The sequence below is a fragment of the Alteromonas nitratireducens genome (assembly GCF_040812025.1).
GTDB lineage: Bacteria > Pseudomonadota > Gammaproteobacteria > Enterobacterales > Alteromonadaceae > Alteromonas > Alteromonas nitratireducens.
Genome location: NZ_JBFNPK010000018.1, coordinates 36314 through 55130, shown reverse-complemented (window position 1 = coordinate 55130; position 18817 = coordinate 36314). Strand labels below are relative to the sequence as shown.

General features: G+C 52.0%; 12 protein-coding genes. 2 read left to right on the top strand and 10 right to left on the bottom strand.

All coding sequences use genetic code 11. The features are described 5' to 3' along the window. Positions 1–59: 59 nt before the first annotated feature. From AB1N33_RS14130 to AB1N33_RS14085, 10 genes are all read right to left on the bottom strand, one after another. Positions 60–1058: a diguanylate cyclase domain-containing protein gene (locus tag AB1N33_RS14130; RefSeq protein ID WP_411272208.1), complete on the bottom strand. Its 999-nt coding sequence runs from the start codon at positions 1056–1058 to the stop codon at positions 60–62. 93 nt (positions 1059–1151) lie between these two features. After that, positions 1152–2243 (bottom strand): methyl-accepting chemotaxis protein, encoded by a 1092-nt coding sequence (locus AB1N33_RS14125; protein ID WP_411272207.1) that lies wholly within the window; start codon positions 2241–2243, stop codon positions 1152–1154. Positions 2244–2323: 80 nt separating this feature from the next. Further along, a complete protein-coding gene (locus AB1N33_RS14120; protein ID WP_411272206.1) occupies positions 2324–3325 on the bottom strand; it encodes a LacI family DNA-binding transcriptional regulator in 1002 nt (333 codons plus the stop codon). Between the two features lie 44 nt (positions 3326–3369). Beyond that, positions 3370–4713 (bottom strand): glycoside-pentoside-hexuronide (GPH):cation symporter, encoded by a 1344-nt coding sequence (locus tag AB1N33_RS14115; RefSeq protein ID WP_411272205.1) that lies wholly within the window; start codon positions 4711–4713, stop codon positions 3370–3372. 13 nt (positions 4714–4726) lie between these two features. Further along, entirely contained in the window at positions 4727–6064 is a 1338-nt protein-coding gene (locus AB1N33_RS14110) for a GH1 family beta-glucosidase (RefSeq protein WP_411272204.1), read from the bottom strand. 329 nt (positions 6065–6393) lie between these two features. Beyond that, on the bottom strand, positions 6394–7872 hold the full coding sequence (locus AB1N33_RS14105; protein ID WP_411272203.1) for a tryptophan halogenase family protein: 1479 nt from the start codon (positions 7870–7872) through the stop codon (positions 6394–6396). Between the two features lie 14 nt (positions 7873–7886). Continuing rightward, positions 7887–8891, bottom strand: a complete 1005-nt coding sequence (locus tag AB1N33_RS14100) for a cupin-like domain-containing protein (protein ID WP_411272202.1) — start codon at positions 8889–8891, stop codon at positions 7887–7889. 3 nt (positions 8892–8894) lie between these two features. Then, positions 8895–9605 carry a SapC family protein gene (locus AB1N33_RS14095; RefSeq protein ID WP_411272201.1) on the bottom strand — a complete coding sequence of 237 codons (711 nt, stop codon included), beginning with the start codon at positions 9603–9605 and terminating at the stop codon, positions 8895–8897. 12 nt (positions 9606–9617) lie between these two features. Then, positions 9618–11186: a tryptophan halogenase family protein gene (locus tag AB1N33_RS14090; protein WP_411272200.1), complete on the bottom strand. Its 1569-nt coding sequence runs from the start codon at positions 11184–11186 to the stop codon at positions 9618–9620. Between the two features lie 196 nt (positions 11187–11382). Next, a complete protein-coding gene (locus AB1N33_RS14085; protein WP_411272199.1) occupies positions 11383–14349 on the bottom strand; it encodes a TonB-dependent receptor in 2967 nt (988 codons plus the stop codon). Positions 14350–14954: 605 nt separating this feature from the next. Between AB1N33_RS14085 and AB1N33_RS14080 the strand changes: the two genes are divergently transcribed. Then, positions 14955–16208, top strand: a complete 1254-nt coding sequence (locus tag AB1N33_RS14080; RefSeq protein WP_411272198.1) for a sugar MFS transporter — start codon at positions 14955–14957, stop codon at positions 16206–16208. Then, entirely contained in the window at positions 16208–18754 is a 2547-nt protein-coding gene (locus AB1N33_RS14075; protein WP_411272197.1) for a glycoside hydrolase family 3 protein, read from the top strand. Before AB1N33_RS14080 ends, AB1N33_RS14075 begins: the two co-directional genes overlap by 1 nt. Positions 18755–18817: the final 63 nt, after the last annotated feature.

Here is an 18817-nt window from a genome sequence, read left to right as displayed (position 1 = left end):
CGTATCCATCGGCAAGTTCAACAAAATGCTTAAGAGAAAATAGCAGAAGTGAGAAGCGGTTAGTCGCTTTCCAGCGCTTCTTTTTTTGCGCGTTTGTTTTCGTACATGCGTGCGTCAGCCTTGTGCATCAACACATCCACACTGTCGCCGTCATCGGGGTAGAGGGCGCAGCCCACACTGCACTCAATTGGAAATACGTGGCTGTGGAACGACACCGAGGTATCCAGCCGCTGACTGATGCGCTCTATTGCGGTCTCAACCTGCGCCTTTCCGTCAATTGGCTTAAGCAGAAGCGCAAACTCATCACCACCAATACGCGCCACCACATCCGAATGCCGCGACGCACTTTTCAGGCGCAGGGCAAACCCTTTTAACAGGGCATCGCCGGCAAGGTGTCCGAACTCGTCATTCACCGGCTTTAAGTTATCCATATCGAAAATGACAACGGCGAGATGCTTATCAGACTGCTTGCTGGCATTCAGCTCCATACGCAACCGGTCCATATACACAGACCGGTTAGCCAGGCCGGTCAGCGAGTCCTGGGTCGCTCTGATAAACAGCGCATCTTTGCTGTATACCGAGGAAAAGTACATGGAAGCAGCAACCACATCGCTGAGTAGCTCTATGAGCTCCATGTCGTTGTCATCAAACGCATTGACCCGACATGACATGGCTTTAAATACGCCAATCACTTTACCCGCGTGCTTGAGCGGATACACCAGCATGGCACGCAGCCCAATAGCTTCACAGGCAGCCCGGTTGACCCGCTCATCGTTCATGGCGTCATTGCTGAGAAATACCGCCCCTTCGCGATAACTGCGACCGGACAGACTCTCGCTGATTTTCAGCCTGAGGCCAAGAAACTGCTTCGCCATGCCCGATGCCGCGCGGTACACCATTTCGTCACCCTCAGCGAGCTCAATGGCGGCACCATCGGCGTCAAGCAGATCGGGCGTGCACTGAACGACATACTCCAGCACCTTGGCCAGATCCAGCCCATGCTTGGCGATCTCTGTCTGAATATGGATGATTTGTCTGAGTTTACTTTCCTGGGTCATACCTGCTTCACTAAGCACGAACGTTATGCTGCCTGTCTGATAATAGTAGTTCAGGCAGGCAAAAAACCTAATCAGGAAAATACGCGATTGGGACTACTGCAGTTCATTTACCAGGCGATCAAGCGCCTGCATAACCCGTCTGCTGGCATCTTCCATCTTTCCAAGAAGCCTGTCACGCTCCTTCATATTACCCTGCTGCGCCGCCTGCATTGCCTGCACACCAAACTGGTGAACTTCTGCATGCGGGGTCGCTATCTCGCTGTATGCACGTTTTTTTCCCACACCTGAACCGGCCATCTCGGCGTACCAGCGTCCAAGACGACAGCTGGTATGGTCGGCAAAATCTCCCGGTGCTTTTTTGCTGTTTCCGCTGAGCACGGCATACACATCACTCTTCCATACAACGTGATCGAGTTTCACGGTCTGTACAAACATCTCAAGCGAGCCGCTTTCAATGGTGGCCTTCATTTCATTGCAATGGCCAACCATTTTGTCGTAGCCATTGTTCAGCTCACTGACGCCCTGAGACAGGTTGTCATTATTGGTTTTCAGCTCGCCAACAGAGTCGACTGCCGCACGGGTTGACTGAATGATACCCTTCACCAGCTCCGCCACTTCGCTGGCCGAGCGGTTTGTTTCTGTTGCCAGCGAACGCACTTCATCAGCAACCACACTGAAGCCTCGTCCTGCCTCGCCCGCACGGGCAGCCTCAATGGCCGCGTTGAGCGCCAGCAGGTTAGTCTGGTCAGAAATACTGGTAATGGTGTTAACAAATTTATTGATGTTATCTGCAGTTTCAGACACGCCGGCGATACGATGGCTCATCTCACCCATTTGCTCACTGACCTTACCCATGTCGGCAACGATGGTATTGAGTACCTCACCGGAGCTGGAAAACAGGGCGTTAATATCTGCAATCTCTGCGCTTTCTTTATCGATGCGCTGATAAAATGCTTCCACGGTATGCCGGATATCCGCCACCTGCTGCAGCGAATCAAGCATGGTTTTTACCATGGCATTAGCACGCTGCTCCGCATTTTCTTTTTTCAGGGCTTCGATTTCCGCCTTTAAACGACGGTTTTCATCTTCAAGGGCGGACCGGGTGTCCTGAATGGCTGATAACTTACCGGTAAGGCTGGCAAGTTCACGCTCTTTGGCCTGCAATGCACTACGAAACACAATCATTGAGCAATCTCAAAAGTAAATAACGTATTAACATACCGCGTTTTTTTAAGAATCACTATTAGTTAAAAGTCTGAAACCGGCTACTTCCTGGCACGTGTCGTCCCGCGGACAATTAACTCTGGCGTGAAAATATGTTTCATGTGCATTTTGTGGTCGCCGTACGCCTGATCGATGATCCAGCGCGCGGCTGTCGCCCCGATTTCTCTGACCGGATAGTTCACCGTCGTCAGCTTTGGCGTCAGGTAACTGGCAAAGTCGATGTTATCGAAACCAATGACAGACACATCTTCGGGCACCTGCTTGCCGTTGTTACGCAATGCATTGATTGCACCACTGGCCATTTCATCGTTGGCGCACGCAACTGCGGTAAAGTGTACACCGCGACCATACAGTGCATTGATCCCATCTTCACCGGACTGAGCCTGGAAGTTACCCTCGACCATCATCCGTTCGTCATAGGCGATACCGGCCTCAGCCAGCGCCCGCTTGTGTCCTTCAAGACGGTTTTTCCCATCGGCTTTGAACAGCGCACCGGCGATATACGCAATGTCGGTGTGCCCCAGTTCAATCAGGTGGCGGGTGGCCACATAACCACCCGTTTCGTTATCCAGGCTGACACATTGCTCGCCGATTTCCTCGATATACCGGTTAACAATCACCATCGGCACATTCTGCCTGGCCAGGTCGATGAGATAATCGTCACTAACAGCTTCAACATGCAGAATCAGCGCATCACAACGCCGGCTCAGCAGGGCTTCTATTTCTTTTTTCTCAAGCTTTTCGTCACTGTGGCCGGTGACCACAAACATATGCTTGTTCGCCTCACGCAGCACTTTTTCCGAGCCCGCCATCATGGCACCAAAGAAAGAGCCGTGCAGCTCCGGAACCACATACCCTACCGTGTTGGTTTTATTTGATGCCAGCGATGCGGCAATCACATTATGGCGGTAGCCCAGCTCAGCCATGGCTTCGAGCACCAGCTTGCGGGTTTTTTCTTTGACTGTGTCAGTATTATTGATGACGCGGGAGACCGTTGCTGAAGACACGCCGGCCAGCTCGCTCACCTGTTTTATTGTAACCATGACCTTTCTCCGGCTCATTGTTTCCCGGCGGTGATACCGGTCTGCTAGCCGTGTTGTTTTTCCAGCGTAAGTTGCTGTTGAATCGCGTTAACTGTTTGATTGTCCAGAGTATACCAGCGCATAATAAAGGCAACACATATTGATGCGATGGCCGGTCCAAAACAGAACGACGCAGTAATACCGGCAGCCACATCAGCATTTACCACCCCCGCCTCATAGCCATACAACGCCAGTAACCAGCCCGCCAGTGCGCCTCCAACCGCCAGTCCTACCTTGATAAAAAACACCACGGTAGAGTAGGTCATGCCAGTCATACGCAAGCCGGTTTTATGCTCACCATAGTCGACCACATCGGCAATCTTGGCCCACAGCAGCGGCGTTGCCATCTGTAGCAGCAGGCCCCACAGGAAGTGCAGCGCGACTGCGGCCTCCCAGGCGTGCGGTGCAATAAAGTAATTCACCACACAAATCGCGGCACTGGCGAGCTGCAGGAAAATATACACGCGAATCTTACAGAATTTCCTGGCGGCCGGATTAGCCAGCGCGCAACCAATAATGCTGCCTATCATCCCCGCCGTCACAAACAGCGTAGCGTCGTCAGGACGCAGCAACACGTACTTCACATAATAAAGTGCCAGCGTGTTTCTTAGCACCATGCCGGTCAGCAGAAATACTGCCACAATACACAACACCCGGCACTGATCGTTTTTCCACAACGCCTTAAGCTGCGCTTTATACGGCTGGGGCACATCGTTCGACGGCTTCACACGCTCGCGAGTTCCGACAAAACAGAGTAAAAACAGCACCATACCAATGGCGCTCATCAGCATCATAGTACGCTGATAACCCAGTGCATCATTGCCGTCACCCAGCCATGCCACCAGCGGCAGCATGCAGAGTGTCACAATCAGTCCGCCGCCCATGGCAAAAACGAAACGGAAAGACTGAATAGACACGCGCTCTGTTGCATCGGCACTCAGCACACCGCCTAAGGCAGAGTAAGGAATATTGATTGCGGTATACATCAGCATCAGCAGGGCATACGTGCCAAACGCGTAGGCAAGCTTTCCGTCTTCCGACAGTCCGGCCGGCGACGTAAACGCCAGCACACTGCATAAGGCAAAGGGTAAGGCCAGCCAGAGCAGATAAGGACGGTAGGCGCCCCACCGCGAGCGGGTGCGGTCGGCGATTGAGCCCATTAACGGGTCTGTCACCGCATCAAAAAAACGCACAATCAGGAACATACTGCCAACCGCCGCGGCAGGCAGCCCAACGATGTCGGTATAATAGAACGTCAAAAACAGCATGACGGTCTGGAAAATGAAGTTACTGGCGGTATCGCCTAGCCCGTAAGCAATTTTCTCACGAATGCTTATTGTCTGCTGCACTGACCTGTCCCGGTTACTTTCTTCGTTTTTTGAGCATCTCAGCTAACGCATTGGCACTGGCTTTTAGGGTTCGTGTCTGCGTCTTATAATCAACATACACGATACCAAACCGTTTTTCATACCCCAGTGCCCACTCAAAATTGTCCATCAGACTCCAGACAAAATAACCGGTAATTGTAACGCCTTGTTCGGCCGCAGAATTTACCGCATCCATATGGTTTTGCAGATAACGGATACGCTGTTCGTCATTCACCACACCGTGTTCCATCACATCATCACTCGCCAGGCCGTTTTCGGTGATGATAATGTCCGGCATGCGATAGTCACGGTGCAGTTGTAACAACAGATCTGTCAGGCCCTGCGGATAAACTTCCCAGCCCATCGCCGTTTTTTCACACCCCTCAGGAGGCGGCAACTGATGTGGGTCGTCTGAGCCGTCATCTTTAATGATGCCACGGGTGTAGTAATTTACGCCGATATAGTCCACTTCTGCGGCAATAATCGCCATATCACCCTCTTCAATATGAGGACGATGGGCCTGTGGGATCTCATCGATCAGCGCGGGATATTCCGCTTTGAGAATTGGCCGGATGTACCAGTCATTGAAATGCACGTGCGCCAGTTCCGTTGCGCGCTTGTCGGCCTCGCTGTCACTGGCCGGATAAAATGGCGTAAAATTAAGCACAATACCACTTTGTGCCTGCGGTGCATTCTGACGCAGCACCTTCATCGCCAGGCCATGGGCCAGCAACAAATGGTGAATGGCTTTTTTACCGAACTCTTTGCCAACTTTACCCGGAGCATGAATACCTACCTCATAACCCAGATAAGCACTGCAGAACGGTTCGTTTAACGTGGCGTATGAATACACCCTGTCGCCAAACGCACGCGTAACCACATCAACATACTCGGCAAAGGCGAACGCAGTCCTGCGGTTTAGCCAGCCCCCCTCGTCTTCCAGATACTGGGGCAGATCCCAGTGATAGAGCGTAACGTAGGGTTTGATGTTTTTTTCAGCCAATCTGTCGAGCAGACGGACATAAAAGTCGAGGCCTTGCTGATTGACGCTGCCGTCGGCGCGGATTATACGGGGCCAGCTCACTGAAAACCGATAGGCATCAACGTTCAGTGAGGCAATCATCTCGACGTCCTGCTCCCAGCGGTTCACATGATCGCAGGCGACCAAACCATGGCTGCCATCGGCAATTTTTCCCGGCTGCTCACAAAACGTATCCCAGATGCAGGGCTCCCTGTGCGCTGCATCACCTTCAATCTGAAATGATGACGTTGCCACGCCCATGGTAAATGATTTGTTAGCAAACACAGTGCCTTGTCGAGCTATTAATTCCATCGCGATGTTGTAATCCAGCTGAGCCCTGCCGGGCTTGAAAATATGCGCCGATGTGGTAATCGGAAACCTGCTTTAATAATAGAATAACAGTACCACTTTTTGTAAGCGCTTTCATTTATTTTTTACATCATTTTTACACGTTTATATTTAAACACTCGGTGTTAGTGGTGACTCACTGGCAAGTGAGGGAGCGTGTGATGATGCATTACTTGCAGGGGCATTATTAGGGCTGGCATCATTCCGTCGTTTCCGGAAATAAACAAGGGCAACCCCGAAGGTCGTGGCTTGTGCAGGGAAAGCTAAACCACGGCCTCCGGCGCTGTTTGTCATTAGCCGCAGTAGCGATCCAGATATGCCTGATGCGGCGGTAATTTATCAACCGTTCGTTCAATACCCTGTTTAATCTGGGTTAATAACCCTTCCAGTTCATTTCTGCTCATGGTGTCAACAATGGGGTGATAGCTCTCGGGCATCAGTCCCTGACCGATCATGACCTGCTGCCATGAATCATCGAACAGTTCACTGCCTTCACGGAAAACCCGTCCGGTTTTCTTAAACAGATCAATACGATGGCGTAGCGACGCCGGCACATCCATCTGACGACAGTGACGCCAGAATACCGAGTCGGTCCGGTTAGTGACATGGTAATGCAGAATAATGAAGTCACGGATGTGCTCGATATCGAAATCAGCCTGACGGTTGAACTCGTCGATATCCTCCTGTACTACGCCGTTGGTGGGGAACATCCGGAGGAACCTGACGATACCCTGTTGAATAAGGTGGATACTGGTCGATTCCAGCGGCTCAAGAAAGCCACTTGCCAGGCCCAGCGCCAGGCAGTTTCGGTTCCATTGTTTGCGACGGCGACCGGTTCTGAAATGAATCACTTTCGGATCGTTCAGCGGCTTACCTTCTACGTTGGCCAGCAGGCTGTCGATAATTTGCTGGTCAGTTTTATAGTTGCTGCAAAATACCATGCCGTTGCCAACACGGTGCTGCAAAGGAATACGCCACTGCCAGCCCGCATCATGGGCAATACAGCGCGTATACGGCAACGGCTCACTGACCGACTCTGTCTGTACCGCCACGGCGCTGTCGCACGGTAACCAGTGAGACCAGTCTTCGTAACCTGTGTGCAGCGCTTTCTCTATCAGCAGTCCGCGGAAGCCGGTGCAGTCAATAAACATGTCACCTTCAACTACCTGACCGTTATTAAGCACCAGGCTTTCAATAAAACCATCTGTTGGTCGCACTCTTACGTCTTCAATGGTTGCGTCGATACGGGTCAGGCCTTCTTTCTCAGCCAGGCCGCGCAGAAACTCTGCGTACAATGTGGCATCAATGTGAAATGCGTAATTCAGGCCGTTGTTTGGCAGGTGGGCAAATTTCTGCGCTTCAGCCGCTTTACGCTCCAGACAATAATCGCCGAAGTCGCTGCTCAGGCCTTCTTTCAGCCCGCGCAGCCAGAAGTGTTGAAAGCCGGCAGCCCAGCAGTCCTTACCCGTGACACCAAATGCGTGAAGGTAGGCATGATTGAGATCTTTCCAGTTTTCAAAGTTGATGCCCAGTTTGAACGTGGCGTTGGTTGCCGCCATAAACTCCTGTTCATTGATTTTGAGCAGTTTATGGAAAAACACCAGGGTTGGAATGGTGGCTTCGCCTACCCCTACTGTGCCGATATCCGAACTTTCAATCAGGGTAACATCAACCTGATTATTAAGCAGACGCGTAAATGCCGCGGCGGCCATCCAGCCTGCGGTACCGCCGCCGGCTATTACAATTCGTTGTTTTTTCTGCTGCTGGGTCATCAGACTACCTCTGATTAATGCTTAAAATGGTTAGCCAGCCAGGCTCGGAACTGACGAACAGTTGCTTCGTCAAGCTGTCCGAGCGGACCTTGCTGCCTGTCTGGAATGTGGGAGAACCGATCGGCGTCCTCACCGAATACAAAATGGTTAAACATGGCTTTCCATGCCATTCGCTCTTTCTGTGGCAACTGATTGATAGTAACCAGGGCGTGATATAACGCATTTTCTGACCGCCCGAGGTAAGCGGGTGCGTCGCGCCACCAGAAATTCACCAGCATATTGATGCTTTCCTGACCTTCAATGTGATGCCACCACATGGAGGGAATGAACAGGGCATCCCCGGTAGACAATTCAAATGTCAGTGCGGTTTCAAGGGCATCCTTAAATTTGGGGAAGCGCTCAAAATCCGGCGCTGCGAAATCAACCAGACTGATTGCCTGCCCCGCTGGCGTAACATGCAGCGGTCCGACATACAAATTGTCCACCTGCTCTGGCGGAAACAGGGTCACTTTACGTTTACCTGCGGTTACACAAATCAGGTTATCCGGCACATCATAGTGCGCCGCAATCCGGCTTTTGTTGCCTATCCAGAGCGTTGCGAGCGGGTCCACGCCGGTCAGGCCGATAGGGTTAGCCTCGGTAAAGCCAGGCAAACAACTGTCTACACTGGTGGAGCCGACGTACAGCGAATCGGCAGCAGGATCGGCCTGACGCGCCAGTAAGGATTGCAAGGCTGATTTAAACGGCTGACGATGCCGGGTGAAATTAAATCCTGACATGTCCTGGTTGTAAAACATTCTGCCGTTGTATTGCGCATCCAGCGCCAGACAGTCTACGGTCATGCCTTTATCAAACTGGCAAAGGTAGTCGACCAGCGCCTCATTCGACGTTTTCGCAGCCTGAACAACCGGCCAGTCGTTAACCAGTCCCGGCAGCGCACAGGGCGTCGTCTGCCCTTGCAACCGGGAGATCAGTGTCTCGCCATCGGATAACGCATCCATGACCGGCACCTGCTGCATGACTTATGCTCCAGCCCTGGCCTTTTTGCGCTCTACCAGTGCACGAAACTGTGACATTGATGCCAGCATCATATAAATCACTTCCAGGTGACGTGCCTTATGCAGTTTATCGAGCGTGTCGCCATCCAGTTCCTGCAGTTTTTCTTCATTGATGGTATAAAACCCAGCAAGACGATGGGTCCCTTTGCCATCAAGATCAATGTCCATAACGAATGACTCAATTAACGACAATGCTTCACACTGCGCAACAAACTCACGGTGCTTTTCCTGGCTCTGGTGCAGCGTACTGAGCACATTGGCCATATTATCGATATAGTCTGTATTGCCACCGTGCGGTAAAAACACCGGCTGCCCGTCGTTCGTATTAACCCGGGCATCATCCATATCAACATGAATAGACAGGGTCTCTGCACTGGCATCATTACGTCCAATCAGAAACGGACCTTTTTCGATGACCAGCGGGCGGTAGGCCGCTTCCCACTGACCATTGTTGACAAACAGGTTCTCGCCCTGCTCAAAACCAAACAGCGCCACCATCTGAAATTCGCCGTCAGCGGTTTTGGCAAAAACCAGTGGGTAGGACGCCTGGGCATGACGCGCCTCAACCGGATAAACCGGGGCACACATCATGTTTTCACCGAAATCACCGCTGAAGTCCTGACGAATTTTCAAATCTTTATGCTCAACATTATTGAGCAGAACATGGTTAGCCATGGTTTCTCCTGTTTACTGGCTCATCATTGCACGTTGCCGGATGGCATGAATGAGTGCACGATTGGTTGGCAAACCCGCCAGATACTGTTGTTTTCGTTGTTGATTCTGTCGTAAATAGTGTTCGACAGAAGGCGAGGAGGCCGCAGCCCGATTCCCCCGCTCAGGTGCTAATCCCATACCGTAGAGAATGTACATGTAGCTGGCAAGAGGGAAAAGCTCGTCACTGTACATGAAGTCTTCAATGCTGGCCGGACGCTGACGCCACTGCACCAGCCAGTCGTGCAGTTGTTCTGACATGCTGTCAGGCGAGGTCATCGCGCGCCAGTATTCACTGTCTCTGCGCTCGCTGAGTACATAATGAAGTTTAAGAAAATCAATAATCCGCTGCCACTTAGCACTGAATGCCCGGTTGTAATGCCGTGCAACGGCGGGCAGGGCTGACATATCAGCAGGTAACTGACTGGCAATGTGTTTTGCTGCCAGCTCAATCATCACCAGCGCAGACGCTTCCAGTGGCTCGAAAAAGCCGGCTGAGGTTCCCACCGCCACGCAGTTTTTTACCCAGGTGGTTTCACGGTAGCCCGGTGTGAAGCGAATGGTACGGAATTTATCTTCGCTGACAGACTGTATTTTTGGGTCTTTCGCCAGATACGCTTTCAGTTCGTCTGCAGCCTGCTCAGGTGTGCAGAATTCATCGCTGTACACATAACCCACGCCCTTGCGATGCGGCAGGCCAATATCCCACACCCAGCCACACTCCTGTGCCGTCGATAATGTTGCAGAGGCAATCGGCACCTGCTCATCGACATACGGGGCCTGCACGGCCAGCGCAGTGTTGTTTTTCAGTACATCGCCCACTTCTGTCAGCGGTATCCCGTAATGCTCACCAATCAGACGGGCGGCGAAACCGGTGCAGTCGATAAACAGCTCACCCTCGATGCGGGCGCTGTCGCTTAGCAGCGCAGTAATATGGTTGTCGCTGTCTGTATCCAGCGCAGTGATATGGGTAACCACGTGCCGAACGCCCAGATTACTGATGCAGTGTGCTTTTAGCAGGTCTGCAAATTTGTTGGCGTCAAGGTGATAACCATAATTGGCAACCGCCGCATACGGCGGCGTTTGGGGTTGCTTAGGGGCCAGCGCGTGTTCGCACAGCGCCGGTTGGGCTGAAAAGAGATCGCCAAACGCAGCATCCGGCGTGTGATCCAGCCACCATGCGCCAATATCGGCATCCAGAAAGCCAGCCGGCAGCTCAAACGGGTGATAATAGGTGTCACCGGGTTGCCCCGTGCGCCACTGATGAAAACAGGTACCCTGTTTAAACGACGCGTCACAACGCTGGATGAATGTTTCTTCGTCAATGCCAATTTTACGCAGCGTATCGCGCATGGTTGGCCAGGTGCCTTCACCGACACCCAGAATTTTCACATCCGGCGACTCGACCAGTGTAATACTGACGGCAGATGCCTCTTTGTTGTGGTATCTGGCTGCCAGCACACCGGCAGTCAGCCAGCCAGCCGCGCCACCACCGGCGATCACAATCGATTTAATGGGTTTTGAAGAACTGTGAGAATTATTCATTGTGCTATCGCTGTCACTGCGCCGGTGAAACCGTCATTCAACGACCAATACATACAGATAAAAAAACCAGACTTCCAGTGTGGGCCGGGAACCTGCCCGGTGCAATACCTGCGGTATTTTTATCTGTAGGTACTGAAGAAAAAGCGCTGCTGTATTGCTACAACAGCGCTTTTAACGTTAGCAGTCTCAGGGACACTTAGAAACTGTAACGCACACCCAGGTTGTAACGCGGCTCAACATCATAAATGCCAATCAGCATGTTCGGATGACGACCATGGGAACGCTGGTACTCACCGGTTACGTTAATCCCTTCAACAAACACTTCCAGGTCTTCGTTAATAGCGTAGCGCACGTTAACGTCTACCTGAGAGTAAGACTCAATGTATGTTGGGTTACGCTCGCCGTTACCGTCAACGGTGCCGGCCAGGAACTTGTCACGCCAGTTCCATGCAACACGGACTTCCCAGCCGTAGTTTTCATAGAACAGTACCGCGTTAGCAGTATCACTCAGACCCAGCAGTACGAACTGGTTGTCAACGCCTTCACCTTTATTGGTGTTGTAGTTGTCATATTCTACGTCACCGTCAACGGTGGTGTAGTTAACAATCACACCAAAGCCGGTGTCACCGAAGATATGCTGTACAGCCATTTCGAAACCGTCAACAGAACGTGAGGTATCTGAGTTTACTGCCTGAGTTACTGTAATTGGCAGCAGCGGATCCTGACCAGAGATACCCTCTACCGGATCACCGTAGTTTGCTCTCAGGTAATCAAGTACGGCACCCGCATCGTCTGTTCCCAGCGCTGCAACCGCTTCGTCGTAGCGCGGACCACCAAATGGCGTAGGCAGGTCGAAAATAGTGTCGGTGTAAGTATCTACGCCAATGAAGTTATCCACTTCTTTGTCGAAGTAACCGATAGACACGTAGCTGCCTTCTCCGTAGTAGTACTCGGTAGAGAAGTCGATGTTGGTCGATTCAAATGGCTGCAGGTTCGGGTTACCCGAGTTACCTGTACCACCGTTGAAACGCGCCAGCTGGTTCACTGTCAGACCACCCTGGATATCCGCATAACCAGGACGTGTAATGGTTTCGCTGTATGATGCACGAACAAACCAGTCAGGCATCACTTCCATTTTGAAGTCGACTGACGGCAGCAGATGATCATAACCACCTTCCAGCGTGGTGAACGTTTCGCCGTCCGCTACCGCGAAGAACTCGTTCGCACCTGACCAACGAATTGTCGTGAATTGCGGTACCAGCGCTGACGACTCTACGTCAGTATCTTCATAACGCAGACCAGCTTTCACCCAGACAGGCATGTCAGCGATTTCGAACTCCATGTTCGCCTGAACATAAGCCGCGTACTGTGTTTCAGTGACACGACGGTCAACCTGGTAGTTTGGATCCATACACAGACGGGTACCACACGGACTGATTGACTCGTTGTTCGCGGCGGCAATCGCGCTGATGGCACCAATCAGGTCCTGCATGTTAGACGCGTAGTAGAATGGCTCCAGGTCGGCGCCATTGCTGCCCAGCACATCGTCGAAACGGCCTGGCAGATCCTGTTGTACGAAGATATCATCCGGATAATCTTCCGGCGCACCGTAACCACCCCAGGTGTCACGCTGTGCAACAGAGTACGCAGAACGGTTCTTCGCTTCCATGGCAGTGATACCAAAATCAATGCTGGTGACCACGCTGTCGTCCAGGTAGTAGTTACCGCGGAACTGAAGCTGGTTGATTTCAGACTTCATGTAGCTGTTACGGAACGAGGTACCAGAAGTTGACATTCTTGCCGGATCAAGACCACTCACGCCATCAGCATAGGTGATATCCATTACAGGGAAGTCCTGCGAGTAATCGACAGCGGTCAGTACACGGTCAAACTGAACCGCACTGATCACGTTATCACTGCCCAGGTCGTTCTTAGGACCGGCTTCCGCAGTCGAGCTGTGGAAGTCCAGTTCCAGGTTCAGGTTGTCACTGGCAACCCACTCAACGTTGAAGCCGAGTGATTTGTTTTCGTTAACCACAGTGAAGTCACTGGTGCCCAGGCCGATATCACAGCATGTAGCGTCGGCATAGATAACCGGACCCATGACTGAACCTTCAGAGTTGGTACCCGGGGTGTATTCGCCATACGCAGGAATACCGTTAAACCAGGTAGACAGTTGCTGACGCATGGTCTGCGTTTCCAGCTCTGAATAGGTGTAGTCGAGCGTGTATGTCAGTTCATCTGACGGTGCGTATTGCAGTGTCAGTTGGCCGTTAGTACGGGTACGACGGAATTCGTCGAAGTTATACGCCAGGTTACGCGGTACTGAGTACACATCGTTCGGACCCGGAATATTAGTAAAGCTGCCATCGCGTGGTAGTGAACCCCAGTCACCGCCATCGCCTTTAATAGTGTACCAGCCGTTACCGGTCTCAGCGCTTGCCTGACCACCGTCACGTTCCTGGTACGAACCAATCAGCTGAATACCAAATTTGTCATCATTGAAGGTCTGACTGTAAATGCCTGACAGCAGTGGTGTGAGTGAACTACCGGTTTCAGTAGACTCATCCATCATACCTTTAGCGGTAACGGTGGCTTTCAGACCAGGGTTTGACAGCGGCTTGGCGGTAACCAGGTTCACTGTAGAACCAATACCACCGGTAGGCTGCTTGGCCAGACTGGTTTTGTAGACTTCAACTGCTGAAACCCCTTCAGAGGCCAGGTTAGCAAAATCGTATGAACGTGATGATGACGCCGATGTTGCTGCGGTGTTAGCCGCTGGCATCTGACGACCATTCAGTGTAACCAGGTTGTAATCAGGACCAAAACCACGCACTGTGATACGGCTACCTTCACCTGCTGAACGGTCAATTGACACACCGGTAATACGCTGCAGTGACTCAGCCAGGTTAGTGTCAGGGAATTTACCAATGTCTTCTGCAGAAATTGCATCAACCACGCCCGACGCAGCCTTCTTCGTCAGCATGGCTTTAGTCAAACTTTCACGGATACCACTGACTTCAATAACTTCGAAGTCGCCCGCTTCAAATTCCTTATTTTTATCTTCTGCATCCTGGGCGTAGGCCGGCATTGCCGCCACTGCACCCATGATCAGCGACAGGCTGGTCGCTAATCGAGTTTTGTTAAATCTGTTTGTTTTCATGTGATACCCCAGCCGTGGTTGAATATCCTGCCAATTGTGTTCAGCACATGCGAACTGAGTTAACGGTCGCATGTCCTGCTGCTCAACACATTGCCCGTCCTATTCACCTTGGTTATGTGTTGTCCTTTCCCCGCTATAAATGCGGGTTAATGGAAGCGCTTACAAAAAATGCATCCGCGTTTTGTAAGCGCTTTCATCACAATGTACGAAGAAATAAGTTGTAATGCAAGTGTTTTTAAGTTGTTAACCAAAATTTCTCCAACTGCTTACAGCTAAACAACCCTGGTTACCAAACCTCACACCCAGCCCTTATTTTTCATACACAATTCTAATGAACACATGCTCAATACGCCCTGTTAACGCCTTGTTAAAAATAGTGGAGACAGGAAAAACTTTCCAGTTCCTGCGCGTTACAGTTTTTTAAGCTGGCAATAAATCCACGCTGGATAAGGTAAAAATGTAAGCGCAAACAATTAACAAATGTAAGCGCTTGCATTTTACCCTGACCGCCCTATACTGACCAACAAGTTTTTAACAATTGATGCATTGTATCTGTTAATTCGTGTTTACACGCCGCATCATTTTCCGTCAGACAGGCTTATTTTATGCAACATCACGCTCAGGCATCACAATCTCCGGGGACGGGCGCCACCACACAGTTTGCGTTGTGGACGCTGACCTCACTGTTTTTTATGTGGGGCTTTATCACTGCGATGAATGACATTCTCATTCCGCATTTGAAGGCGCTCTTTGAATTAAGCTTTACCAAAGCCATGCTGGTGCAGTTCTGCTTCTTCGGTGCTTATTTCCTAATTTCTATTCCTGGTGGCTGGCTGGTCAGTAAAATTGGTTATCAGCGAGGCATCGGAGTCGGCCTGTTAACGGCCGCCTGCGGCTGTGTCATGTTTATCCCTTCAGCGTACATGGAACAGTACTGGATGTTTCTGGCATCGCTGTTTGTGCTGGCATCCGGTATTACCATTCTGCAGGTAGCGGCTAATCCACTGGTGACCGTAATGGGGCCTGCCGAGACCGCCGAAAGCCGTCTGACGATGACCCAGGCATTTAATTCTTTGGGAACCACTGTTGCGCCGGTTATCGGTGGCATTCTTATTTTCTCTGCGCATGAAACCGAATCGGTCGTGCGTGCCGATTCTGTCGTCACTCCATATCTGGGCCTGGCATTGATCCTGGTCGCGATGGCCGTTGTCATGGTCAAAATTACACTACCTTCGCCACGACAGGAAAATATCGAGCTTGCCGCACCTACTGACAGTTCGGTGCTTAAACACCGCCACCTTGCACTTGGTGTCGTCGGTATTTTTATGTACGTGGGTGCTGAGGTCGCGATTGGCAGCTTCCTGGTTAACTATTTTGGTCTGCCGTCTGTGATGGGACTGACCGAAGGACAGGCATCGACCTTTATTGCTTACTATTGGGGTGGTGCCATGGTTGGCCGCTTTATCGGTGCTGTGCTGATGCAGAAGGTCAATCCGGGTCGTCTGCTGGCTTTCAATGCCATGATGTCATGTGTGCTGATTGTTATTTCAGTGACTGGTAGTGGGGCCCTGTCAATGTGGTCAATTCTCGGTGTCGGCCTATTCAATTCCATTATGTTCCCGACTATTTTCAGCCTCGCGCTTAAAGGGCTGGGCGACCAGACGCCTAAAGGCTCCGGCATGTTGTGTCTGGCCATTGTCGGCGGCGCCATTGTGCCGGTGTTACAGGGGCTTATTGCTGACAACATTGGTTTGCAGATCTCATTCCTGCTGCCCGTTGTGTGCTACGTCTACATCGCATTTTACGGTCTGGTGGGCTCCGTGCCGGTAACCCAGGCTGCTAGTAAGGAGAATCAATAATGACACCACGGTTATCCCGTTTATTCTTACTGATTGCGGGCGCAGCGTTTGTTGCCGCCTGTTCACAGCCAGACGTTACAACACAGACGGCAGCGCAGCCCGAACAAGCGACTACGCTGCCGCCTGCGCCAGGCACGCCGGTACCCGACTACTGGCCACGCGTTACCTTTAAAACCGCAAATGAAAATGACGTTGAAGCGCGTGTTGACGCGCTGATGAAAGACATGACGCTGGAACAGAAGGTTGCACAAATTATTCAGCCTGAGATTCGCGATGTCACCGTGGAAGACATGCGCAAATACGGCTTCGGTTCGTACTTAAACGGCGGCGGCGCGTTTCCGAATAATGACAAACACGCGACACCGCAGGACTGGGTAGCGCTTGCCGAAGCCATGTATCAGGCGTCTGTTGACGATTCTCTTGACGGCAGCAGCATCCCTACCATGTGGGGAACAGACGCCGTTCATGGCCACAACAATGTCATTGGCGCCACACTCTTTCCTCATAACATCGGACTGGGTGCGATGCGTGATCCGGATCTGGTGCGCCAGATTGCTGAGGCCACCGCAAAAGAAGTCCGCGCTACCGGTATCGACTGGATTTTCGCGCCCACGGTGGCTACTGCACGTGATGACCGCTGGGGCAGAACCTATGAAAGCTACTCGGAAGACCCACAGGTTGTAGGCGACTACGCCCATGCCATTGTAACGGGGCTGCAGGGTGACCTGAGTGATGGCTCTATCGATGACACCCACGTTATTTCTACGGTTAAACACTTTATAGGTGACGGCGGTACGGACGGCGGTGACGACCAGGGCAATAACCTGGCTGACGAGGAAACACTGTTCCGTATCCATGGACAAGGGTATGTCCAGGGCCTCAACGCTGGCGCGCAATCTGTGATGGCGTCGTTTAACAGCTGGCATGGCAAGAAGATCCATGGAAGTAAGTACCTGCTGACTAATGTACTGAAAGAAAAAATGGGCTTTGACGGCTTTGTGGTTGGCGACTGGAATGGCCACGGTCAGATAGAAGGCTGTACCAACGAAAACTGCCCCGCTGCCATCAATGCCGGTCTGGACGTATACATGGTACCTACCAGTGCCTGGAAACCCCTGTATGAAAATCTGATTGCTCAGGTCAAAAGTGGTGAAATCAGCGAAGCCCGTCTGAATGATGCCGTGCGTCGGGTTCTGCGGGTAAAAGTACGGGTAGGACTGTTCGATCAGCCTTCTCCTGCGCAGCGCGCATTGTCTGGCGATCAGAGCGTGATTGGCGCTGCCGAACATCGCGCTATCGCTCGCGAGGCGGTAAGAAAGTCACTGGTCATGCTGAAAAACCAGCAAAACCTGCTGCCATTGTCCCCCGACATGACCGTGCTGGTTGCCGGGGATGCGGCCCATAACATTGGCAAGCAGTCTGGCGGCTGGACCATCACCTGGCAGGGAACAGGTAACGAAAACACCGACTTCCCCGGCGCTACGTCAATTTATCAGGGTATTGAGCAGGTGGTTACCGCCGCCGGTGGCAAAGCGATTCTGTCGCCCGACGGTACAACCGACGCCAAGCCCGATGTAGCCATAGTGGTCTTTGGTGAAAACCCCTACGCCGAAGGTAATGGCGATCTGTCCAATCTTGAATATCAGCGCGGGGATAAGCAAGACCTGGCTCTGTTGCAGTCGCTGAAGGAGAAGGGTATCCCGGTTGTGTCTGTATTCATCACAGGACGGCCTTTGTGGGTTAACCCTGAACTGAATGCCAGCGATGCCTTTGTTGTTGCCTGGCTGCCGGGTTCAGAAGGTCAGGGAGTGGCTGATGTGCTGTTCACCCAGCCGGATGGCAGCGTGAACTATCCGATGCAGGGCAAATTGTCTTTCTCGTGGCCTGCCACGCCAACCCAGCTGGTGAATAAAGGGGATGGCAAGACCCCGCTGTTTGCCTACGGCTATGGCCTGAGCTATGGCGACACGGATCCGCTGACTGCGCCGCTGTCAGAGGACAATGGTGTAGACGGTGCGGTAGTACTCAGTCACGGCATTTATGTACGCAGCCTGCAAAAGCCCTGGCAACTGGTAACGCTGAGCGACGGCAATGCCATGACAATGGCAAGCAACACCCTCACCAACGGTAATGTCGCGGTGCGCACCACAGACCGCGCCGTGCAGGAAGATACGCTGGATATCACATTCAGTGGTCCGGGCCGGGTAATTTTTGGCTCACAGTTCCCGGAAGATTTACGTGATTACGCAGGCGATCAGGGTGCGCTGGTGATGGATGTCCGCTTAAAAGACGCGGCGACCAGCGTTGATTTGGGCATGGGCTGCGGCCCCGACTGTGACGGCAGTTTGCCCCTTAGCGCATTTACTGACGCAAACAGCGAATGGCAACGCGTCGCGATTCCTGTGCAGTGCTTTGTTAACGCCGGTGTCAATCTGGCAGAAGTGTTCGAGGTGCTGACGCTAAGCACAGGCTCGGCCACGTCGCTACAAATTTCAGATGTTCGTCTGGACCCTCATTCTGAGTCGCTTCAGGCGTGCGATTTGTAACGTTCTGTATCACCCTGTCGTGAGTTGTAAATGGGTAAGTACAGTGAAGGAAACTGGGGATAA